The 22682-nt window shown below is 38.1% G+C and carries 17 protein-coding genes; 12 read left to right on the plus strand and 5 right to left on the minus strand.

Going from position 1 to position 22682, the window contains the following annotated elements; all coding sequences use genetic code 11:
- The first annotated feature begins 8 nt into the window (after positions 1 to 8).
- Positions 9 to 596 (plus strand): hypothetical protein, encoded by a 588-nt coding sequence (locus tag U859_RS31390; protein ID WP_025146229.1) that lies wholly within the window; start codon positions 9 to 11, stop codon positions 594 to 596.
- 123 nt (positions 597 to 719) lie between these two features.
- Positions 720 to 1223 carry a hypothetical protein gene (locus U859_RS31395; RefSeq protein WP_025146230.1) on the plus strand — a complete coding sequence of 168 codons (504 nt, stop codon included), beginning with the start codon at positions 720 to 722 and terminating at the stop codon, positions 1221 to 1223.
- Positions 1224 to 1287: 64 nt separating this feature from the next.
- On the opposite strand, the gene alaS is transcribed toward U859_RS31395, so the two are convergent.
- On the minus strand, positions 1288 to 3906 hold the full coding sequence (alaS, locus tag U859_RS0126325; RefSeq protein ID WP_025146231.1) for an alanine--tRNA ligase: 2619 nt from the start codon (positions 3904 to 3906) through the stop codon (positions 1288 to 1290).
- Between the two features lie 116 nt (positions 3907 to 4022).
- On the opposite strand from alaS, the gene U859_RS0126330 reads away from it, so the two are divergent.
- From U859_RS0126330 to pdeM, 10 genes are all read left to right on the plus strand, one after another.
- Positions 4023 to 4358 (plus strand): MerR family transcriptional regulator, encoded by a 336-nt coding sequence (locus tag U859_RS0126330; RefSeq protein ID WP_025146232.1) that lies wholly within the window; start codon positions 4023 to 4025, stop codon positions 4356 to 4358.
- A gap of 323 nt (positions 4359 to 4681) precedes the next feature.
- A complete protein-coding gene (locus tag U859_RS0126335; protein ID WP_240183101.1) occupies positions 4682 to 6682 on the plus strand; it encodes a helix-hairpin-helix domain-containing protein in 2001 nt (666 codons plus the stop codon).
- Between the two features lie 3 nt (positions 6683 to 6685).
- Positions 6686 to 8773: a ComEC/Rec2 family competence protein gene (locus U859_RS0126340; RefSeq protein WP_025146234.1), complete on the plus strand. Its 2088-nt coding sequence runs from the start codon at positions 6686 to 6688 to the stop codon at positions 8771 to 8773.
- Position 8774: 1 nt separating this feature from the next.
- Positions 8775 to 9551: an enoyl-CoA hydratase/isomerase family protein gene (locus tag U859_RS0126345; RefSeq protein ID WP_025146235.1), complete on the plus strand. Its 777-nt coding sequence runs from the start codon at positions 8775 to 8777 to the stop codon at positions 9549 to 9551.
- Between the two features lie 23 nt (positions 9552 to 9574).
- Positions 9575 to 10258, plus strand: coding sequence for a hypothetical protein (locus U859_RS0126350; protein ID WP_025146236.1), 684 nt, complete (start codon positions 9575 to 9577; stop codon positions 10256 to 10258).
- A gap of 97 nt (positions 10259 to 10355) precedes the next feature.
- Positions 10356 to 12524: a S9 family peptidase gene (locus tag U859_RS0126355; protein WP_029986196.1), complete on the plus strand. Its 2169-nt coding sequence runs from the start codon at positions 10356 to 10358 to the stop codon at positions 12522 to 12524.
- Between the two features lie 136 nt (positions 12525 to 12660).
- A complete protein-coding gene (locus U859_RS0126360; RefSeq protein WP_025146238.1) occupies positions 12661 to 13689 on the plus strand; it encodes a ligase-associated DNA damage response exonuclease in 1029 nt (342 codons plus the stop codon).
- A gap of 2 nt (positions 13690 to 13691) precedes the next feature.
- The gene (locus U859_RS0126365) at positions 13692 to 15281 is read left to right on the plus strand and encodes an ATP-dependent DNA ligase (protein WP_025146239.1); all 1590 of its coding nucleotides are present in this window, start codon (positions 13692 to 13694) and stop codon (positions 15279 to 15281) included.
- Positions 15282 to 15674: 393 nt separating this feature from the next.
- Positions 15675 to 18152 carry a ligase-associated DNA damage response DEXH box helicase gene (locus tag U859_RS0126375; RefSeq protein WP_025146241.1) on the plus strand — a complete coding sequence of 826 codons (2478 nt, stop codon included), beginning with the start codon at positions 15675 to 15677 and terminating at the stop codon, positions 18150 to 18152.
- A 73-nt stretch (positions 18153 to 18225) separates the two neighbouring features.
- Complete coding sequence (gene pdeM, locus U859_RS0126380; RefSeq protein WP_025146242.1) at positions 18226 to 18864, plus strand: ligase-associated DNA damage response endonuclease PdeM; 639 nt, start codon at positions 18226 to 18228, stop codon at positions 18862 to 18864.
- Positions 18865 to 18866: 2 nt separating this feature from the next.
- Here the strand turns inward: pdeM and trxA are convergent, their stop codons facing one another.
- The 4 genes from trxA to U859_RS0126400 all read right to left on the minus strand — a co-directional run bounded on the left by trxA (position 18867) and on the right by U859_RS0126400 (position 22681).
- Positions 18867 to 19163 (minus strand): thioredoxin, encoded by a 297-nt coding sequence (gene trxA, locus U859_RS0126385; protein WP_025146243.1) that lies wholly within the window; start codon positions 19161 to 19163, stop codon positions 18867 to 18869.
- 168 nt (positions 19164 to 19331) lie between these two features.
- On the minus strand, positions 19332 to 19946 hold the full coding sequence (locus tag U859_RS0126390; RefSeq protein ID WP_025146244.1) for a hypothetical protein: 615 nt from the start codon (positions 19944 to 19946) through the stop codon (positions 19332 to 19334).
- Between the two features lie 72 nt (positions 19947 to 20018).
- Positions 20019 to 21380 carry a dihydrolipoamide acetyltransferase family protein gene (locus tag U859_RS0126395; RefSeq protein ID WP_025146245.1) on the minus strand — a complete coding sequence of 454 codons (1362 nt, stop codon included), beginning with the start codon at positions 21378 to 21380 and terminating at the stop codon, positions 20019 to 20021.
- Between the two features lie 56 nt (positions 21381 to 21436).
- Complete coding sequence (locus U859_RS0126400; protein WP_025146246.1) at positions 21437 to 22681, minus strand: competence/damage-inducible protein A; 1245 nt, start codon at positions 22679 to 22681, stop codon at positions 21437 to 21439.
- Between the last annotated feature and the right edge of the window lies 1 nt (position 22682).

A 22682-nucleotide genomic window follows, 5' to 3' on the forward strand; every position in this document is an offset into this window, starting at 1 on the left:
AAAAACGTATGAAAAAGTTAGTTTTATTTGCCGCAGTTTTGATGGTTTCATTATCCGGCATAAATAGTGCAAAAGCCCAGGTTAGCTTAAATATCAATATCGGTTCGCAACCAGTTTGGGGCCCAACAGGTTATGATCATGTAGATTATTATTATTTCCCTGATATAGATGCTTATTATTATGTGCCTTCTGGCCAATACATCTATGCCAACGGTGGTCGCTGGGTTTGGACAAACAGTTTACCTGCACAATATGGAAACTTTGATTTATACCGCGCTTATAAAGTGGTAATTAATGAGCCTAAACCCTATTTGAGAAATAACATATATGTAACCAGATATAGTAAATATAAAAACTATGGTGGCCGTCAAACCATTATTAGGGATAGTAGAGATACTAAGTACTATGTTGTAAAAGGACATCCAAATTATAATCAAAGGCCTACAGTTGTAGTACGTAATAACAACCGTCCTACCCGTGTAGTGGAAAGAAATGTTACAAGACCCGCTCAAAACGGTCGCCCACAACGTAACGATAATAAAAATAACCGCCCTGAAAGAAACCGTGGAGAAGGTCGTGGGAACGAACGCCATTAAATTAATATTTAGTTTTGAGAAGGGAGTGCCGGGAGGTACTCCCTTTTTTCATATCTCTGTTACAATAGAAGTTTTGGCACAGCGTTTGAATTACTGAAGTACACACAAATAAAATAGATTATTATGAAAAAGCTATTCATCATCTCCGCGATTTTAGGTATCGTGGCTTTAACATCTAATCAATCTAACGCTCAGGTAAGTATTAATTTAAATATTGGCGCACAACCTGCCTGGGTTCCTGCAGGCTATCAGAGCGTTGATTATTATTATCTTCCAGAAGTACAATCCTATTATTATGTTCCGCAAAGACAATTTGTTTATTTGAACGGAAACAGGTGGACACGTTCGAGGTACTTGCCGGCCAGATACAGAGGTTATGATTTACATCACGGACGAAAAATTGTAATGTATGGCAACAGCCCCTACCGCAACTATAATTCGCATAGGGTTACTTACGCGAGCAGAACCAATTACTATCGCTCATCTTATGGAGGCGGTGATAGGATCAGATACCGCGCACCAAGAAATAATTATAGATCTTATCATGTAGATAACAGGCATCACGACAGAAGGGTAAATTCAAGTTTATTCTCCAGAGGACACCGAGAAAAACATGGCAGACATTAAAATAAAAAAGAGGCTTTAGGGCCTCTTTTTTATTTTAAACACATTTGATTTATTTCAGTGATCATTAATTATGTGGAATAAAACTTTCTGCTTTTTCCAGAACGACTTTTAACCCTGCCGGATTTTTACCCCCTGCGGTAGCATAAAAAGGTTGTCCACCGCCGCCGCCCTGAATTTCTTTACCCAATTCGCGGACAATATTTGAAGCGTTTAATCCTTTTTTAACCAAATGATCAGCAAGCATTACAGTTATGCCTGGCTTACCATCAATCTCAGTAGTAAAGACAAGGAATAGGTTGTCGATCATGTCTTTTAGAGAAAAAGCCAGGTTTTTAACAGCCTCAGCACTTTGCAGATCAATGTGTTTTGCAATTAAGTTGATTCCGTTAATTCCCCTTACATGATGTACAATTTCATGTTTTAAGGTATTTACGCGTTCTATTGTCGATTTTTCGATTTCCTTTTTCAGTTTCGCATTTTCATCCAATAAAGCCTGAACAGAAGCGGATAAATCCTTACTTCCGTTTAATAATGCTTTTAAATGACCTAATTCTTTTCTCTGATCCAAGAAATATTGTTCTGCTTTATCAGCAGTGATGGCCTCAATACGACGTACACCTGCGGCAACAGCACTTTCAGAAATAATTTTGAATGAACCGATCTGTCCGGTAGCTTTTACGTGTGTACCCCCGCAAAGTTCTTTAGAGAAATGATCGTCAAAAGTAATCATGCGGACAAAATCGCCATATTTTTCACCAAATAAAGCCGTTACGCCACTTTCAATAGCATCCTGATAAGGAACATTTCTTTGCTCCTTTAATTTAATATTCTGGCGGATTTTTTGGTTTACAATCACTTCAATCTGAGCCAATTCTTCGTCAGTTACCTTCGCGAAATGAGAAAAATCGAAACGCAGGTAATCAGCATTTACCAATGAACCTTTTTGGTTAACATGTTTACCTAAAACCTGTTTAAGGGCTGCATGCAATAAGTGAGTTGCCGAGTGGTTATCTTCCGTTAAAACACGTTTATCTTCATCTACAACTGCCCAAAATTTACCTTCTAAATGATCAGGCAATATATCTGTAAAATGAACCGTTAGTCCATTTTCCTTTTTAGTATCGGTAATATCTACCCAGAATTGACGGCTATGGTCTTCTAAACGGCCGGTATCTCCTACCTGACCACCACTTTCTGCATAAAAAGGTGTTTGACGTAAAACAATCTGATATTGTTCTTTACCTTTGGCTTTAACTTTACGGTATTTTAAAATCTCGGTTTCAATTTCTAAATCATCATAACCCACAAATTCGCTTTGATCTTCTGTATTAACCACAATCCAATCACCTGTATCAATGGCTGTTGCGGCGCGGCTATCGTCTTTTTGTTTTTTCAAAGCTTGCTCATAGCCTGTTAAATCAACACTCCAGCCTTTTTCTCTTGCCATTAACTCAGTTAAATCGATCGGGAAACCAAAAGTATCTGATAATTCAAAAGCAAAAGCGCCTTCCACTACATTATTAGCAGCCTGATATCTCTCAAAACGCTGGATTCCCATAGATAAAGTCCTTAAAAATGAGACTTCTTCTTCTAAAACTACTTTCTGAACAAAATCCTGTTGTGAAATCAATTCATCAAATACCCCTTTAAACTGCTCTGCCAATAAAGGTACCAATTGGTTTAAAAACGGCTCTTTAAAGTTCAAAAAAGTGTAAGCGTAACGTACGGCACGACGTAAAATCCTGCGGATTACATAACCTGCTTTATTATTTGAAGGTAACTGCCCATCGGCAATGACAAACGATATAGCACGGATATGATCAGCCATTACCCGCATAGCGATGTCTGTTTTTTCATCGGCACCGTATTTTATTCCCGCTTTGTCAGAAATAAACTGGATCATTGGCTGGAAAACATCAGTATCGTAATTTGAAGTTTTTTCCTGTAATACACGCACCAAACGTTCAAAACCCATTCCGGTATCAACATGTTTAGCTGGTAAACTTTGTAATGAACCATCTTTTAAACGATTGAATTGCATAAATACGTTGTTCCAGATCTCAATCACCTGGGGATGATCGGCGTTTACCAGGGTAGCACCATCAACCAATGCTTTTTCTTCATCGGTGCGGCAATCTACATGGATTTCGGAACATGGTCCGCATGGCCCTGTATCGCCCATTTCCCAGAAATTGTCCTTTTTATTTCCTGGTAAGATGTGGCTTTCATCCACATATTGTTTCCAAAGATCATAAGCTTCCTGGTCTTTTTCCAAACCTTCTTTCTCATCACCTTCGAAATAAGTAACATATAACTTTTCTTTCGGGATTTTATAAACCTCCGTCAATAATTCCCAGCTCCAGGCAATGGCTTCTTTTTTAAAATAATCGCCAAAACTCCAGTTGCCCAACATTTCGAACATGGTGTGATGGTAAGTATCAATCCCCACTTCTTCGAGGTCGTTATGTTTACCAGAAACACGCAGGCAGCGTTGCGTATCTGCAACACGAGAATATTTTACGGCGGCCTCTCCTAAAAACAAATCTTTAAATTGGTTCATACCCGCATTGGTAAACATCAATGTTGGGTCGTTTTTAACCACAATCGGTGCTGAAGGAACAACATGATGTTGTTTCGATTCAAAAAAACTAAGGAAAGCCTGTCTAATCTCTTTTGCTGTCATTTCAATATTATTGGAGGCAACAAAATTAAAATTTTATTGCGTTAATAAGGAAAAATCGAGCTACATTTGAATACTTTAATTAATCGATATAAAACACTCATAATCAAGCACAAGTTATGCCGTATAAAGAAAGAGACATTAATAAAATGTATTATACCATGGGCGAGGTGACTGAAATGTTTAACGTAAACGCATCTCAGATCCGTTTTTACGAAAAAGAATTCGATATCCTTCAGCCTAAGAAAAACAAAAAAGGCAACCGTCTTTTTACTCCGGAAGATATAGAAAACCTGAAAATTATTTTTAATCTGGTTGATGAAAAGGGTTTTACTTTAAAGGGTGCAAAAGAGTACCTCAAAAACAATAAATCGGATGTGAAAGAAAACCAGAAAATTATTGATTCATTGGAAAAACTGAAAGGTTTTTTAGTTAACCTTGCCGACGAGCTTTAATACCCCATATCACTAATCACAGCTTAATCATACAAAATAGTATTTTTATATTTATTTATTTTTGTAGTTTTTAAAATATATTTCTACATTAGTTTTAATTAATCAACCATCACCCTATTTTCTTTAACTGGCTTAATCTCCGCTTATGAAAATATGGTATTTGCTGTTGATCGATTTTTCCTTCAACTATTTTTCTCTCCAGAATAATCTGCAGACTAGCTTTAAACTAGTCTACAATGGCTGCGTGGCCATCACTAAAGTTCTGTTTTTACTGGCTAATCTTTCTACACATGCGCGCTAGGATCTTAATTATCGCTTTTGTGATGATAGGATTCATTGCAAATGCACAGCAGAACAACGAAACGGAAATTGATATCCGCGATATTCTGGAAAGTGTTACCGAAAGTTTGCCGGATGATTATGACATGACTGAATTGGTTGACGTGTTAATGAGGTATCGTAAACATCCGATTGACCTGAACTACACTTCTCCGGAAGAATTAAAAAGCCTGGTCTTCCTATCTCCTTTGCAGATCAGCAACTTTTTCTCTTATGTTAAAGAAAACGGACAATTTGTTGATGCGCTGGAATTACAAAGCGTTGATGGTTTTGATGTTAAAACGGTACAGAATTTATTGCCTTTTGTGGCGGTAAACATTCAACCAGAGTACCAGCAGCTTAATTTCAAAAACATTTTTAAGCTTGGCGAAAATGACCTGATGATGCGCTATGCACAGAACATAGAAAAGCAAAAAGGCTTTACAGATTTGCCTGGAAACCGATATTTGGGCACTCCGGAAAGATTTCAAACACGTTATCGGTTTAATTATAGTACCATACTTTCAGCTGGCATCACAGTAGACAAGGATGCCGGTGAAAAATTTATTGACAAACCTTTCGATTTTTACTCGGCCAATGTGGCCTTATTTAAATTAGGCAGGGTCAAAAAACTGGTCGTTGGCGATTATACTTTACAATTTGGACAAGGTTTAACCTTATGGTCGGGCTTTTCTTTTGGTAAAGGACCGGATGTAACCAGTGTAGCAAAAAAAGATCTGGGTTTAAGGCCATATAATTCTACCAACGAATATTCCTTTTTTAGGGGCGCATCGGCAACAGTTAACCTTTTCAAAAATATAGATATCACCCCATTTATATCTTTCAGGAATCTTGATGCAAGCCAAAAGACGGATAAGGAAGGAAATTTAGTTCAATCAACCATTAATCAGACAGGATTACACCGAACGCCCTCTGAAATAAAAAATAAAAATGTTTTAAAACAGCAATTATACGGAGCTGTTCTCCAATATACCAAAAATGAATTTGGTATAGGTGCAGTTGCTTACCAGAGTACTTATGGGAATGATTTTGTGGTACAAACCGCTGCTTACGATCAATATAGTTTTACAGGCAAATCATTAACCAATTTAGGGCTTTTTTATAATTACACCTATAAAAATATGTACCTCTATGGCGAAGGGGCCAAAGGTTCAGGTGGTGGCTTTGCTTATATCAATGGAGTACTCATTAGTTTATCAAAAGCGGTTTCTGCTGCTTTAACCTACCGCGATTACGCAAAAGATTATCATAATTTCTTTAATCAGGCCGTAGCCGAATCCAGCGAAGCGGTAAATGAAAAAGGTTTGTATGTAGGCTTAAATGTTAATCCAAATAAAAAATGGGCTTTTTCAATCTATGGTGATTATTTTAAGTTCCCATGGTTAAAATACCGTGTCGATGAACCCTCTAAAGGTTACGAAGCATTAGGACAGGCCATTTACACGCCCAGCAAAACCTTTAAAATTTTAGCCCGGTTTAAAATGGAAAAGAAACAGCAGAATACCGACCTGGATGTACCCATCAATTTTTTAGATGATGTAAAAAAACAAGGCTACCGCATTGAAGTAAATTGGCTACTTAATAAAAATTGGAGCTTCCAAAACCGAGCAGAAGTTTCTCAATATAAAAAGGGTGATGCCAATAAAGAATTCGGTTATCTCATTTATCAGGACGTTGATTATTCTCCCCTATTCTCTAAAATTACAGGAAATGTGAGATTTGCTTATTTCAATACGCCAAGTTACAACAGCAGGATCTACGCGTATGAAGATGATGTATTATACAGTTTTAGCTTTGGTATGTACAGCGGAAAGGGTTTTAGGACTTATTTAAACCTGAAATACAACTTGGCTAAAAAGTTAAATATCTGGATACGTTATGGTCTGTTTATTTATCAGGATGTTGAAACGGTAGGCACTTACCTGGACGAGATTAAGGGTAATCGAAAATCGGAGGTTAAAGTTCAGGTACGCTACCAATTTTAAGGAATGTTTAAAGCCGAATACGTTTTTGTAAGGATATTATTCCCTTTTCTGATCGGGATAGGTATTTTTTATTTTTTTCCTTCAAAAGTGTGCCTGCAGTTTTTGTCTATTGTAGTTTTGCTAAATTTTTCATGCATTTTGAGTTTAAATATTATCTATAAAAAGCTAAATATTTATCGCTACAAAGGAACAATTGGTATTTTACTCTTTATATTTTTCTTAAACCTTGGAGGCTTACTTTGTTTATTAAATAATCAGACACTTAAAAATAACTATTTCGGAAGCGGCAATTATACTTCCTTAAAAATTTGGGTAAAAGATGAACCGCAGCAAAATGGAAATATCATACGTTTTAAAGCAAAGGTAATTTCTGGTTATCAAAAAAATAAACAGCTCAGGCTATCAGGGCAATTGCTGGTGGCTTTAAGATTAGATAGCCTAAAACCAATTCAGTTAAGGTATGGCGACGAAATCATCATCTCTGCAAAATATGCGGAAATAGAGCCGCCATATAATCCGGCCGAATTTGATTTCAAGGCCTGGCTCTCCCATCAGAATATTTATCATCAGACTTTTATTGATCAGGAACACCTCATTAAAACCAAATATAACATCGGTAATCCAATTATCATGCAAGCTTTAAGCTTAAGGGAAAAACAGGTAGAAAAATACCGGAAACTGATTAAAAGCAACGAAGCTTTTGCAGTGGCTTCTACATTGATATTGGGTTATCGGGCCGATTTAAGTAAAGAAACCTTGTCGGCATATACTAAAACCGGAACCATACATGCTTTATCAGTTTCAGGTGCACATGTGGCAATTATATATGTGGTGTTAGATTTCCTGCTGATGTTTCTGAACAGAAAGCGTTCATTAAAAATTATAAAGCTTATACTGATCTGTACGTTAATATGGGGTTACGCTCTGTTAACAGGCTTATCTCCTTCTGTTGTGCGTTCTGCAATTATGATCAGTATTTTAATAACGGCAAAAGTTCTATCCAAAAATACCAACAGTTATAATATTTTGGCATTCTCTGCATTTTGCCAATTGCTTTATGATCCGTTTTTAATCTGGGATGTTGGCTTCCAACTCTCTTATCTTGCTGTTTTCGGTTTGATTTATCTCCAGCCAAAAATTTATAACCTGGTTTACATGAAGCACAAATGGACCGACAGGCTGTGGAGTTTTATCGCCATGTCGTTAGCTGCACAAATCGTCACTTTTCCTTTAAGTATTTATTATTTCCATCAATTCCCACTTTATTTTCTTTTCGGGAATCTTTTCATCACGATACCCTTGGTACTCATGATGTACCTGGGGATTGCTGTTTTGGTTCCATGGTTTAGTTTTTTAGCGCCGGTTTTTGAATGGCTCATCAACTTTACCAATTCCGTATTAAAATGGATTGCTGATTTGCCCTATGCTACTTTTTCATCAATATGGATCAATCTGCCCGAATTTATTTTATTGAGTTTAGCACTTGGCTTGTTTATATATGGTCTGGCAAATTTTAACAAGCACTTTATATTTTCATCCCTCCTGACTTTTGCCTGCTATCAGGTGTTAATTGCTTATGATGACCTGACTGCATTCCATCAACAAAAGATTATTTTCTTTACGTTAAGGAAAAACTATGCGGCTGCATTTATTACCGGAAAAGAAAGTATTCTGGTTACCGATTTAAAGATTACTGATAAAAATTATGACTTTTTTGTAAAACCGGCACTCACGCAACTACAAATAAATAACATCTGTTTTGTTAATTTAAAGAAAGATACAGTGCTTAAGAATTTCATTTTAAAAAATAATCAACTTGTATTTCATCATTATAAGATTCTCGTGGCTGATGAACGTTTAAATTATAAAAAACTGAGTGGAAGTGGTACATTTTCCAGCCTCTGGATTAGCGGTAATACAAGATTTAAGTTAGAAGGATTAGCTCCTGAAATAAAATATAAAAACCTCATCATTGATGCGACCAACAAAGATTATAAGATTGATATGCTAAAAAAAACTGCAAAGAATAATCATTTAGATTTCTATATTTTAAAGAAAAATAAAGCATATTTGGTGCAACTAACCCAATAACATGGAAAATCTGGTTTTATATCAGGTTGCAGAAAGAATTGCGACCATAACCATTAACCGGCCTGAAAAAAGAAATGCCTTAAATCCACAGCTCATATCTGCCTTAACAGCAGCATTTATTCGTGCAGCAGAAGATGACCTGGTTAAGGTAGTTGTGCTGAATGCAAATGGTGATTCATTTAGTGCCGGTGCCGATTTAGGCTACCTGCAACAATTACAGCACAATACTTTTGAAGAAAATGTTGCTGATTCTAATCACTTAAAAAAACTGTTTACCACCATTTACTACCTGCCAAAAGTAGTTATAGCGCAGGTAGAAGGACATGCAATTGCCGGTGGTTGTGGTTTAGCTACAATCTGCGACATTGTTTTTGCAACCCCCGAAAGTAATTTTGGCTATACGGAAGTTAAAATAGGCTTTGTGCCCGCTATTGTTTCCTGTTTTTTAAAACAGAAGGTAAGCGAATCTGTTGCTAAAGAAATCCTGTTAAGTGGAAAAATCTTTTCTGCCGAACAGGCACTGAAATATAATTTGATAAATTTTGTAACAAATTCATCCGAAATTCATCAAAACGTAAGAGAATTTGCATTAAGTTTGTGTAGCGGTAGTTCTGGTAATTCGTTAATGGTTACGAAACAATTGATTACGCAAACGACCAATCCCCTGCTTGAAAAATGCCTGGAAACTGCGGTACAGATAAATGCCCGTGTACGGGAGAGTGAAGATTTTAAAAAAGGAGTTTCTTCATTTTTGAACAAAGAAAAAATTAACTGGTAAATAACTAAACTGAAATAAAAAACATGTTAAAATCAATCAAAACAAGCGTTGTTGCTTTAATCTTAGTAAGTAGCGCGATTATCGCCCATGCGCAAAAGAAAATATCCGAAGGTACAATTATCTATGGCTTAGCGTATAAATTAACCGAAGAACAAAAAGCTGCAATGGGCGGACAAGAACCACCTGCAGAATTGAAAGTTAAATTTAACAATGGTTTAACCAAAATTGAAATGGAGCAAGGTCCTGCTTTAATTGGTATCGTATCTGATAACAATGAAAAAACAGGTTTGCTTTTAATTGATGTACCAGTTGCCCAAAAACAATTTGCGGTTAAACAATCAAAAGCTGATATCGAAAAAGCAATGGGTGCTATCCCTAAATATTCTGATTTCAAAGCTACAGGCGTAAAACAGACTATCGGTGGTTTTAGTGCTGAAAAATATTCTTATAAAGATGATAAAGGTACAACACTTGAACTGTGGGCTACAAAAGATATTGAACTACCAAATGTAGGTTCTCAAAACTATTTCCCTGGTTTAGCTGCTTTCCCTGTAAAATATACATTGGTTCAAAGAGGTGTAGAAACTACTACCACATTAAAATCAGTTGCAGAAGGTAAAGTTGGTGCAATTTCGAAAGAAGTTCCGGCAGGATACGAAGTGGTAACCATGGAAGATTTAGCAAAAATGCAAGGTGGTGGTGAATAATTAACCAATTCCTGCTAATTAATGGCTTTTTAACTGCCGGCTTTTTACTTAAATTAGCCGAAAAGTTAAAAAGCTTTTTTTATGCTATAAATTATATATGATTAAAAACTTATTATTCAGATTATCAATTGCCTGCATCGCATTATGTACGTTAATTGATGCAAAAGCCCAAAGTATCAACTGGGCAAAAGATGGTAACTCTTACTACCAGATAGCAAGCGGAGAAATTATTTCGGTAACCCTTCCTAAGAGCGATAGAAAAACAATTATATCAAGGGCGCTGTTAACGCCAGCCGGAAAAGATAATGCGATTGCTGTAAGAAGTTTTCAATTGTCTGATGATGGTACAAAAGCATTAATCTACACCAACAGTAAAAAAGTTTGGCGTTACGATACCCGTGGCGATTATTGGTTAGCTGATTTAACGGCTAATAAGATTACCCAAATCGGAAAAGATAAACCTGCATCATCTTTAATGTTTGCAAAGTTATCGCCCGATGGAAGTAAAGTAGCTTATGTAAGTAAACACAATTTATATGTAGAAAACATCGACGGAACCGGTGCTAAAGCTTTAACAACTGATGGTACAGACCGGATGATTAATGGTACTTTCGATTGGGTTTATGAAGAAGAGTTTGATTGCCGGGATGGTTTTAGATGGAGTCCTGACGGGAAATCTATTGCATACTGGCAAATTGATGCAACCAAGATCAAAAACTTTTTGATGATCAACAATACGGATTCGATTTATCCTTATACCATTCTGGTAGAATATCCAAAAGTTGGCGAAAATCCATCTGTATGCAAAGTTGGTGTGGTTGATGTTGCTACTGCAAAAACAAATTGGTTAAATGTACCTGGTGATAATATCCAGCATTACATTCCACGCATGCAATGGGTACCAAACAGCAATAACATCATTTTACAACAGCTTAACCGCGAGCAGAACGAAAGTAAAGTATTTATCTGCAATTCAAGCACAGGTGATGCAAAAGCCATTTATACTGAAAAAGCAAAAGCATGGATCGATCCACAGGATGAGTGGAAATGGTTAAACGACAATAAAGAGTTTACCATCGTATCTGACAAAGATGGCTGGAACCATTTGTACAGAATTAGTCTTGACGGAAAAAAAGAAACTTTGGTTACAAAGGGCAATTACGATGTAATTGATGTGAAATTAATCGATGTTAAAAACAATACCGTTTATTTCCTTGCCTCGCCAACAAATGCTACTCAGAAATATCTTTTTAAAACCAAATTAGATGGAAAAGGAAAACTAGAACAGGTTACTCCTTCTATCCTTCCTGGAACGCATAATTACGATATCTCTCCAAATGCAGCCTTCGCCCGCCATACCTATAATAGTTCGATTGTAAGGCCGATTACCGAATGGATGAACTTTACCACGGGCAATCCATTTACTATGGATGGAAGTATTACCACCCAGTTATCAAAACAGGAAGCTGCCAAAAATAAGGTTGAGTTTTTCAAAGTAACTACTGAAGATGGTATTGAAATGGACGGCTGGATGAAAAAACCAGATAATTTTAATCCTTCGAAAAAATATCCTGTAGTATTTTATGTTTATGGTGAACCTGCTTCACCAACAGCAGCAGATACCTATGGTGCCGGAAGAAACTTCTTATATGCCGGCGATATGGCTAAAGATGGCTACATCTATATTTCAATGGATAACAGAGGTGCACCTGTTCCAAAAGGAAGTGCTTGGCGTAAAAGCATTTATAAAAATATTGGTGTAATCAATATCCGCGATCAGGCCATGGCCGCTAAAAAATTATTGGCTACCAATGCTTTTATGGATAAAGACCGTGTTGCTGTTTGGGGCTGGAGCGGTGGTGGTTCGTCTACCTTAAACCTAATGTTCCAATACCCTGATATTTACAAAACAGGTATTGCCATTGCAGCGGTTGGCAACCAGTTAACTTACGATAATGTTTATCAGGAACGTTATATGGGTACGCCTTTCCCCAGCAAAGAAGCCTATGTTAAAGGTTCTCCTATTACCTATGCTAAAAACTTAAAAGGAAATTTATTGTACATACATGGTACTGGCGATGACAATGTTCATTACCAAAATGCCGAAATGTTGATTAATGAACTGATTAAAAACAGAAAAGTTTTTCAATTAATGAGTTACCCTAACCGTACACACAGTATCTCTGAAGGTGAAGGAACAAGCGAACACCTTTCGCTAACTTACACCAAGTTTTTAAAAGAAAACTGCCCTCCGGGAGCAAGATAGAAAATTTAAAAAGCAGCTTTAGGGCTGCTTTTTTTATGCGATAAACTTTTGGGTAAGTAGGATATGATAGTCTTGCTATTAAAGTTTTAGGCGCTATTGTTTCAAAACCAATCCCTAAAACTATTGTTTAGTAGCTATGGCGTTAATCGAATTTACCAAAAGGGGCATTTATTGTAAACAAGGCGATTTTTATGTTGATCCCTGGTGGCCTGTAGATTATGCCGTAACTACGCACGGGCACAGCGACCACGTGCGGTTTGGAAATAAATATTACCTCTGCCATACTTTAACGAAACCCATAATCAAACGCAGGATTAGCGAAGATTTAAACGTTGAGACATTAGAATATGGAGAAAGCATTACCCGCAACGGCGTAAACATTTCTTTTTTCCCCGCCGGGCACATTATTGGCTCAGCACAGGTACGCTTAGAATATAAAGGCGAAATCTGCGTAATATCAGGCGATTATAAAATTGAAGATGACGGCATTACCACACCTTTTGAACCTGTAAAATGCCATTCTTTTGTTTCGGAAAGCACTTTTGGTCTACCTATTTACAAATGGCAAAAACAGGAAATCGTTTTTAACGGAATCAGGAACTGGGTGAATGATAATATCAATCAACAGAAAACAAGCGTATTGATTGCCTATAGTTTGGGCAAGGCGCAGCGCTTAATTAAAAATTTGGCCGGCGATACCCCTATTTATGTACATAACAGTATTGCCAACCTAAATGAAGTGATTATAGAAGCTGGCGTAAAGCTTCCAGAAACCATCAGGATTACTCCTGAAACTACTAAAGATGAATTACAGAAAGGAATTGTGATTGTACCGCCTGCGATGCGTGATAGCCGCTGGATCAAGAATTTATCACATCCGGTTACTGGTATATGTTCTGGCTGGATGCAGGTAAGGGCACACCGCCGCTGGCAAAGTGCCGATGCTGGTTTTGCATTAAGCGACCACGCCGATTGGCCAGGTTTAATGGAAGCCATTAAGGCAACAAGTGCAGAGAAGGTTTATGTTACCCATGGTTTTACCGCTGCTTTTAGCCGCTTTTTAAATGATGAAGGTATAGAAGCCGCTGAAGTTTTGACCAAATTCGGTCAGGAAGACGATGAAGAAAACAAAGTGGATTTAGCAGAACAAAACGAAAGTAAATAGCCATGAAACGTTTTGCAAAACTCATCCAGCAGCTCGAACTGAGCAATAAAACCAACGATAAAATCGCAGCATTGGTTGATTATTTTAACCATGCCGATGATAAAGATAAAGTATGGGTAATTGCCTTATTTACTGGTAAAAAGCCTAAAAGACCGATTAAATCGGCCTTACTAAAATATTGGGCGATAGACATTACCGAAACACCCGAATGGTTATTTGCAGAAAGTTACGCCAATGTTGGCGATTTAAGTGAAACCATTGCGCTGTTATTACCTCCTGCCGAAAACACATCAGACTTTCAATTACATACCTGGATTGAAGAATTGCACGATCTGGAAGGTAAAGATGATGAAACCAAAAAAGATTTCATTTTAAGTGCCTGGAACAAACTCGAAACCCAGGAACGTTTTATTTTCAATAAGTTGATTTCCGGTAATTTCAGAATAGGCGTTTCTAATAAGATGCTGGTAAATGCACTGGCCAAACAAAGCAGTTTAGATAGTGCGCAGATTATGCATAGCATTATGGGTAAATGGAATCCTTACGAAATCACCTTTCATGAACTGATAAATGGCATCCATGTAAATACCGATAACTCCTGGCCCTACCCCTTTTGCCTGGCTTATGCTTTAGAACAGGAACCAGAAAAACTGGGCGATATTTCGGAATGGCAGGCCGAATGGAAATGGGACGGCATCCGTGGCCAAATTGTAAAACGGAACGGCGAACTTTTTATCTGGAGCCGTGGTGAAGAACTGGTTACAGAGCAATTTCCTGAACTCCATTTTATGATCGATGTGTTGCCAGATGGCGTGGTTTTAGACGGCGAAATTTTGGCAGTGCAGGATAAACAGGTATTGTCATTCAGCACCTTACAGCAGCGTTTAAACCGTAAAACGATTAATAAAAAGCAACTGGAAGATGCCCCTATAGGCTTTTTTGTTTATGATATTCTGGAATATGAGGCAAAAGATTTCAGGGAGGAACCATTAAGCGTAAGGCGAAAAATATTGGAGCAATTGATTGGCGGATTAGACGAAAGTCCGGTGATTATTTCTCCTGTAATCAATTGTAATACCTGGGAGGAACTGGCAGAATTAAGACAAACTTCGCGGTCGATCAACAGCGAAGGGATCATGCTCAAAAAGCTGAGTTCCCATTACCATAGTGGTAGGAAGCGCGGCGATTGGTGGAAGTGGAAAATCAATCCCTACACCGTTGATGCAGTAATGATATACGCGCAAAAAGGAAGTGGCAGAAGGGCGAATTTCTTTACCGATTATACTTTTGCTGTTCGCGATGGAGAAAACCTGGTAACCATTGCAAAAGCCTATTCGGGTTTAACAGATAAAGAAATAAAAGAAGTAAACAGCTTTGTAACCCGTAATGCAATTGAGAAATTCGGTCCGGTACGTACGGTAAAACCTGAACTGGTTTTCGAAATTGCTTTTGAAGGAATTGCGGAAAGTAAAAGGCATAAAGCAGGTTTAGCTTTACGTTTTCCACGTATATTGCGGTGGCGAAAAGATAAAAAAGCAGATGAAATTAACACTTTGGAAGACTTGAGGCAGTTGCTGCAATCTACCTTGTAATGCGATTCCATGGTTTGTGTCCTCACAGACCATTATGATCATAACTCAAAGATTTCGGTCTGTGGGGACACAGACCGAGGGAGATTTAATAGAATTGTTATTAGAAAAGCAGGTTTCTGTGTGCATCGGAACCGAAAGTCCTGCCATTCGCTTTATCCCGATGGAAAAAATCGGGATGCTCGCTACTGTCAGGTTTAGCCTAAATAGGTTTGCCTGGCGATTTTAAACCCGACAGCAGCGATACCCTTTTTTGCTGAAATATAATTAATGTTAAAAGAATAATCACAAAAAAGGTAAAGCGTATGGCGGGGCTGCTGTTATAGAAGACCTACCATTATTGCTTTTCAAAACTAAAACTTATCAATATAAAACCTATAAGGAAAGACATTAAGTATGGACCAAACCAAAACCAAAGGTTATAAAAAGATAAAAGCCTGGTTAAAGGCTAATAAACGCAGGCCTTTCCAGTTTCAGGAAGATGCCTGGCAGTATTATCTTAATGGCTATAGCGGTTTGGTAAATGCACCTACAGGCTTCGGAAAAACCTTTTCCCTATTTTTAGCGGTGGTGATTGAGGCTTTAAATGCATCAGAAGCCAGTAATAAAAAAGCAAAAGACCGCTTACAATTAATCTGGATTACCCCGCTCCGCTCCCTGGCCAAAGATATTGCAAGGGCCATGCGTGAAACTTTATTAGAACTGGAGCTGGATTGGCATGTAGGTGTACGCAATGGCGATACTTCTCAGGCAGAAAAAGTACAGCAAAAAAAATCGATGCCCGAAATTTTATTGATTACTCCCGAGAGTCTGCACCTGTTGCTGGCACAAAAGGGCTCTTCTACCCTGTTCAGAAACCTTAAATGTATTGTTGCTGATGAATGGCATGAACTTTTGGGCAGTAAGCGAGGGGTTTTGGTTGAATTGGCGGTATCGCGGATTAAAGGCTTACAAAAACTGGAAAAAAACCAGTTTTTAAGGATCTGGGGAATTTCGGCTACCATTGGCAATATTGATGAAGCTTTAGATGTGTTAGAACCCAATTTGGAAGCTAAACGTATCATTGTTAAAGCCGATTTAGAAAAGAAAATTATCATTAAATCAATTTTACCCGATGATATTGAAACACTGCCCTGGGCAGGTCATTTAGGTTTAAAATTGGCATATAAACTTTTACCGATCATTGAGAAAAGCAAAACAACCTTAATTTTCATCAATACCCGCGGACAATCAGAAATGTGGTACCAGCATTTACTGAATATCGAACCTGAACTGGCCGGTCGCATTGCGATACACCATGGTTCTATAGATTTTGAACTTCGTAACTGGATTGAGGATGCCTTGCATACCGGGCAACTCAAAGCAGTTATTGCCACGTCATCGTTAGATTTGGGCGTAGATTTTAAACCGGTTGATACCGTTGTACAGGTAGGTTCGCCAAAGGGCGTAGCGCGTTTTTTGCAAAGGGCGGGCCGCTCTGGTCACTCCCCTCACGAAACATCCAAAATATATTTCTTACCCACCCATGCGCTTGAACTTGTAGAAGCAGCAGCTATTAAAGAAGCAGCTAAAACTAATAATATAGAAAGCCGAGAACCTTTTATTATGGTGTTTGATACATTGGTGCAATACCTGGTTACATTAGCCATAGGTGATGGATTTGATGATAAAATTATTTATGAGGAAATTAAAAATACACATGCTTTCAAACTTATTCTCCCTGAAGAATGGACCTGGGTAATGCAGTTTATTACTTCAGGAGGCGATAGTTTAAGTGCTTATACCGAATTTAAAAAGGTAGTGAAAGATGAAGATGGCCTTTGGAAAGTAAAAAGCAGGCAACTGGCCATGCGCCACCGTTTACACATCGGTACCATTGTGAGCGATGCCATGCTGAAAGTAAAATTCATTTCAGGCGGATACATCGGCATGGTGGAGGAATATTTTGTTACCCGTTTAAAAGCCGGCGATAATTTCCGCCTGGCGGGAAGGGTTTTGGAATTTATCCAGGTGAAAGACATGACTGTTGTGGTGAGGGTGAGTAAGCAGAAAAATGCCATTTCTCCAAGCTGGAACGGTGGCCGCCTACCCTTATCATCCAATTTAGGTTCTGTACTACGTAAAAAATATAATGAAGCTTTGGATAAAACCCATCAGGACGAAGAATTGGATTCAGTATACCCATTGTTTTTACTACAGGAGAAACGCTCTCACGTGCCCAGAAACGATGAATTGTTAATTGAGCTGATCAATAATAAAGAGGGTTTTCATTTATTTGCCTACCCTTTTGAAGGCCGTTTGGTACACGAGGTTTTAGCGGCTTTGGTGGCTTATCGTTTAAGTAAATTGCTACCCATCAGTTTTTCTATAGCCATGAACGATTATGGTTTTGAATTGTTAAGTGAAACGGAAATCCCTATGGATGAATCGATTGCCTACGAAGTTTTTTCGCCTAAAAATTTAACGGAAGATATTACTTTGAGTATTAACTCCACTGAAATGGCGAGGCGGAAATTCAGGGATATTGCCTGTATTTCGGGTTTGGTTTTTCAGGGTTACCCAGGCAAATACGTCGCTAACAAACATCTCCAGTCATCTGCTGGTTTGTTTTTTAATGTTTTTAGTGATTACGACAAACATAATTTACTTTTGCGCCAGGCTTACGACGAGGTTTTTTATCAGCAATTGGAAGAACCACGATTAGCGGCAGCATTAGAACGGATTCAGAATGGAGCAATTATCATCACCAATCCGAAAAGTTTTACGCCACTGTCTTTTCCGATTAAAGTAGACAGTTTACGGGAGAATATGAGTTCGGAAGAGTTAGAACAGCGGATTGCCCGAATGAAGGCCGAATCAGAGAAAATTAAATAGATATACTATCTTGTGGCCAGTCAGAAATTAAAAGATCCTTCGACAAGCTCAGGATGACAATAGCAAGAAATAAATGACCATTACAAGCCAGGGTGAAGAACTGATTTTAGATAAAGAAAGGGCTTTATTTTTACCCAAACATCAACTTTTAGCGATTAGCGACCTACATTTGGGCAAATCAGCTCATTTCCGTCAGGCAGGCTTGCAGGTCCCTGCTACCATTGCTCAAACAGATTTACAGCGCTTAAGCCTGTTAATTAAGCAATATACACCTAAAACATTGCTGATTAACGGCGACATGTTTCATCATGGTTTAAATACAGATATTGATGAGTTTTCTACATGGAGAAAACAGTACGGGCAATTGGATTTTTTATTGGTAAAGGGTAATCATGACCGGCTTTCGGATGCGAATTATGCTGCAATGGATATAGATATACATGAACCAAGCTTTTGCTTAGGCCCATTCTGTTTTATCCACGATGCGCCAAATTGTACTGAAGAAGAATTGTATCCCATCAGCGGACACATTCATCCTGGAGTTACCATTGTGGGGAAAGCAAAACAACGGTTAAAATTCCCCTGTTTCTATTTTGGAAAGGATTATGCGGTATTACCAGCTTTTAGTTTATTTACAGGGCTTTATAATATAAAGCCAAAAGCGAGTGAACGTATTTTTGCGGTTACACCAAAAAGTGTGCTGGAAGTTTAGCCTTAAGTGTGTGCATCAATCACCTGCTTCAATTGCGATGCCTGTAAAACGCCACTTTGCCTCCAAACCTGTATTCCGTTTTTGAAAAGGATTAAAGTAGGAACGCTCTGAACGTTGAACGATGAAGCGGCAGGTTGATTCTTATAGATATCTACTTTAATAATGGAAACCGAATCGCCAACTTGCGACTTTAACTGCTCTAAAATCGGTTTCATCATTTTACATGGGCCACACCATTCTGCAAAAAAATCAACCAACACAGGCTTATCGCCATTAATTAAATCTGAAAACTTAGCCATGATATTTGTCTTTATTTAAAAACAAAGATTAACCCGATTGGTTTTAAACGAAAATTCGTCATTGCTGAGGAACGACGAAGCAATCTTCATATAGTTCTTAGAAACTTTCAATCAATAAGATTGCTTCGTCGGCTGAAAAAGCCTTCTCGCAATGACGAATATCTGAGTTTAAGCACTTACAGGAAGTTCTGCCGCTAAGGCAGTAACCCAATTATCAAATAAAGCTTTTTCGATCTTAATTACTTCGGCCGCATGATTTTCCCAATCATCAGAAAAGCTAACCAATTGGTTCATCATTTCTTCTAAATGACCTTCTTCTTCCAGAATGATCGATTTCACATTTACCTTGCTTTTCGCCTCATCTAAAACGGCTTGGTAAATTGGATACAGCTCATCAGCACGGACTTCGATGGCGTAGGTAACAAATAAATATGCAGCAAATTTTAAGTCGTAACCTGACAGATTAAATACAGCCTTTAAGTAACGACAAACTGCTATATCCAAAGCATGTAAATAGTATTTGGTATGGTTTGGAGAAAGCAGTTCAGCATTGGTGTAGGTTTTACAAAGTGCCTCATCAACCTTCGAAATCTGTTTTTTTAAGTAATAAGCGTGGCGGTGTTCCTCTGCCGCGTGTTTTAAGATGATCAGGTTTACATTTTCTTTATGTTCAGAAGCTGAAATCTTCTTTGCACCTGCATTTTCCATATATGACAAGGTATTTAACCATTTGGCATGCAATACATTATCTGAAACTATCGATTTTAAATTTGAAGCTAACATTCTTAATTGTTAAACTGGTAAATTGTTGGCGTACAACCAACTGAAAACTTTTAATTGAAAACTGTAAACTGATTAAATCTCTCTGTTCAGGTCCCAGCTTTCCAAATAGTCAGCTACCCTACGCACAAACATTCCGCCTAATGAACCATCTACTACCCTATGATCGTAAGATAAAGAAAGAAACATCATGTGCCTGATTGCAATTACATCACCGTGTTCGGTTTCTAAAACTGCCGGTTTCTTTTTAATGGCACCAACCGCTAAAATAGCTACCTGTGGCTGATTGATAATCGGTGTGCCCATTACGTTCCCAAAGCTACCCACATTGGTTAATGTAAAGGTTCCGCCCTGTGTTTCATCTGGCTTTAATTTAGAATTTCTTGCCCTGATGGCTAAATCGTTAACTGCTTTTGTTAGGCCAACCAGGTTTAGCTGATCGGCATTTCTGATTACAGGAACAATTAAATTTCCACTTGGTAAAGCAGCAGCCATGCCAATATTGATATTACCCTTTTTGATGATCTGTGTTCCGTTTACCGAAACATTGATCATCGGGAAATCTTTTATTGCTTTTGCAACAGCCTCTACAAATATTGGTGTAAAAGTTATTTTTTCATTTTCGCGTTTCTCGAAACTGTTTTTTACTTTATTACGCCATAAAACCATATTGGTTACATCGGCTTCAACAAACGAAGTGACATGTGGTGAGGTGGTTTTACTCATTACCATATGATCGGCAATTAGTTTACGCATCCTGTCCATTTCAATGATTTCGTCAGCACCACTTACGCTGGTGGTAGATGTTTTATTAGAAGAAGTTACAGCCTCAGAAGTTTGAGCAGTTTTAGGTACTGCTGTTTCGCTTACAGGAGGTGCAGGTGGAGTTAATATCACTGTCTTAGTTGCAGCAATTGCTCCTCCGTTTTTATTGGCAATATAATCCAGTAGATCGTCTTTATTTAAGCGGCCATCAGCACCTGAGCCTTTAATGGCATCCAATTCTGCTAACGGGATATTTTCCTGGGCGGCGATACTTTTCACCAATGGAGAATAAAAACGTTCAGAAGCACTAAAATCTGGTACTGTAGCTTTATTTTCTGATGGAAGCTGTTCAATTCCAGGAATAGTTTCTGCCTTTTCTTCAATTACCGGGGTTTCAGCAACAGGGCTTTCCACAATTATATCATCTCCGCCTCCGGTTTCTATTATGGCAATTACATCACCAACCTGGGCAACTTCGTCTTCCTTAAATAACTGTTTTACCAATTTACCGGCAACTGGAGAAGGAACTTCAGAATCGACCTTATCAGTAGCGATTTCCAGAATGGTATCATCTAAATCGATAGTATCACCCGGTTGTTTTACCCATTTAATCACCGTTGCTTCCGCAACACTTTCACCCATTTTTGGTAACAATAGTTCGTATTGAGCCATATTAAATTACAGTATTTTATATTGGTAACGCCACAAAAATACAGTTTTTATTCGTTCTAAACTGTTTCTTTAAGTAGATTTAATAGCATGGTTAATGCAGATGCTGCCGAACGTTCGATGTTTTGGATGCGTTTGTTGCTGAAATTAAACACCTTAGCTACCGTTTTATGTTTTGAAGAAATTGCAATCCACACCGTACCAACCGGTTTATCCTCTGTTCCACCATCGGGACCAGCTATGCCGCTAACAGCAATGGAATAATCGGTTTTGAAATGTTTTATTGCCCCTTCAGCCATTTCGGTAACTGTTTGTTCGCTTACCGCACCGAAAGTGGTTAAAGTATTTTCTTTTACACCAAGGATCGATTCTTTTAGCTCATAAGCGTAGGCTACTGCCCCGCCCCAATAAACTGAAGAACAGCCAGGATGTTGCGTAATCAGATGAGCAATGTATCCACCAGTACAGCTTTCTGCTGTTGATAAGGTTAAGCCTTTTTCTTTCATGATATTCAGAATGGCCTTCTCGAGTGCTATATCTTCATCAATCACTACAAACTTACTTACTTTAGCAATAATCTTTTTGGCGTAAACCTCAACCTCTGTTTTTATGTCAGTTTCATTATCACCCTTGGCTGATAACCGTAAACGCACCTGACCTAATTTGGGTAAATAAGCCAATTTGATATGTGCTGGCAAACTGTCTTCTATTTCTTCGATTTCTTTGGCTAAAAACGACTCGCCGATACTTGCAGTAAGGATGGTTTTATGCACGATAGCAGGAAGTTTAAACCTGCTGGTAATCCTAGGCAAAATTTCGTCGTCCATTAAATACATCATCTCGTAGGGTACACCCGGCATAGAAACAAAAATCCGGTCATTTTGCTCAAACCACATACATGGTGCCGTGCCGTTTCTGTTTACAATCACTTCGCAACCATCTGGAACATCGGCTTGCTGAATATTAACATCCAATAAAGGGCGTTTGAATTTTTCAAAAATCTGGCGGACCATTTCAAGTGCTCCTGCATCGTTTCGGAAACCCATATTAAAATATTTCGCCAAAGTTTTTTTGGTGATGTCATCTTTTGTTGGGCCTAAACCTCCGGTAATCAAAATAATATCAGCACGTTTTTCGGCCTGAGCTAAAGCTTCGAGAATATGTTGCTCCTCATCAGAAACAGATGTAATCTGTTTAACGGAAACGCCAATCAGATTTAATTGTTTCGCCATCCAGGCAGAATTGGTATCCACTATCTGGCCTATGAGAATCTCATCGCCAATGGTAATAATTTCGGCTAGCATA

It is taken from the genome of Pedobacter jeongneungensis, from assembly GCF_000633455.1.
Lineage (GTDB): Bacteria > Bacteroidota > Bacteroidia > Sphingobacteriales > Sphingobacteriaceae > Pedobacter > Pedobacter jeongneungensis_A.

What these genes read in the sequence shown, in the direction of transcription:
- U859_RS0126360 (WP_025146238.1), top strand. Translation starts at nt 12,661, where the DNA reads ATGGCGTTAATCGAATTTACCAAAAGGGGCATTTATTGTAAACAAGGC.
- trxA (WP_025146243.1), bottom strand. Translation starts at nt 19,163, where the DNA reads ATGGCTAAGTTTTCAGATTTAATTAATGGCGATAAGCCTGTGTTGGTT.
- alaS (WP_025146231.1), bottom strand. Translation starts at nt 3,906, where the DNA reads ATGACAGCAAAAGAGATTAGACAGGCTTTCCTTAGTTTTTTTGAATCG.
- U859_RS0126330 (WP_025146232.1), top strand. Translation starts at nt 4,023, where the DNA reads ATGCCGTATAAAGAAAGAGACATTAATAAAATGTATTATACCATGGGC.
- U859_RS0126350 (WP_025146236.1), top strand. Translation starts at nt 9,575, where the DNA reads ATGTTAAAATCAATCAAAACAAGCGTTGTTGCTTTAATCTTAGTAAGT.
- U859_RS0126395 (WP_025146245.1), bottom strand. Translation starts at nt 21,380, where the DNA reads ATGGCTCAATACGAACTATTGTTACCAAAAATGGGTGAAAGTGTTGCG.
- U859_RS0126390 (WP_025146244.1), bottom strand. Translation starts at nt 19,946, where the DNA reads ATGTTAGCTTCAAATTTAAAATCGATAGTTTCAGATAATGTATTGCAT.
- U859_RS0126375 (WP_025146241.1), top strand. Translation starts at nt 15,675, where the DNA reads ATGGACCAAACCAAAACCAAAGGTTATAAAAAGATAAAAGCCTGGTTA.
- U859_RS0126355 (WP_029986196.1), top strand. Translation starts at nt 10,356, where the DNA reads ATGATTAAAAACTTATTATTCAGATTATCAATTGCCTGCATCGCATTA.
- U859_RS0126365 (WP_025146239.1), top strand. Translation starts at nt 13,692, where the DNA reads ATGAAACGTTTTGCAAAACTCATCCAGCAGCTCGAACTGAGCAATAAA.
- U859_RS0126400 (WP_025146246.1), bottom strand. Translation starts at nt 22,681, where the DNA reads ATGCTAGCCGAAATTATTACCATTGGCGATGAGATTCTCATAGGCCAG.
- U859_RS0126345 (WP_025146235.1), top strand. Translation starts at nt 8,775, where the DNA reads ATGGAAAATCTGGTTTTATATCAGGTTGCAGAAAGAATTGCGACCATA.
- pdeM (WP_025146242.1), top strand. Translation starts at nt 18,226, where the DNA reads ATGACCATTACAAGCCAGGGTGAAGAACTGATTTTAGATAAAGAAAGG.
- U859_RS0126340 (WP_025146234.1), top strand. Translation starts at nt 6,686, where the DNA reads ATGTTTAAAGCCGAATACGTTTTTGTAAGGATATTATTCCCTTTTCTG.
- U859_RS31390 (WP_025146229.1), top strand. Translation starts at nt 9, where the DNA reads ATGAAAAAGTTAGTTTTATTTGCCGCAGTTTTGATGGTTTCATTATCC.
- U859_RS31395 (WP_025146230.1), top strand. Translation starts at nt 720, where the DNA reads ATGAAAAAGCTATTCATCATCTCCGCGATTTTAGGTATCGTGGCTTTA.
- U859_RS0126335 (WP_240183101.1), top strand. Translation starts at nt 4,682, where the DNA reads ATGATAGGATTCATTGCAAATGCACAGCAGAACAACGAAACGGAAATT.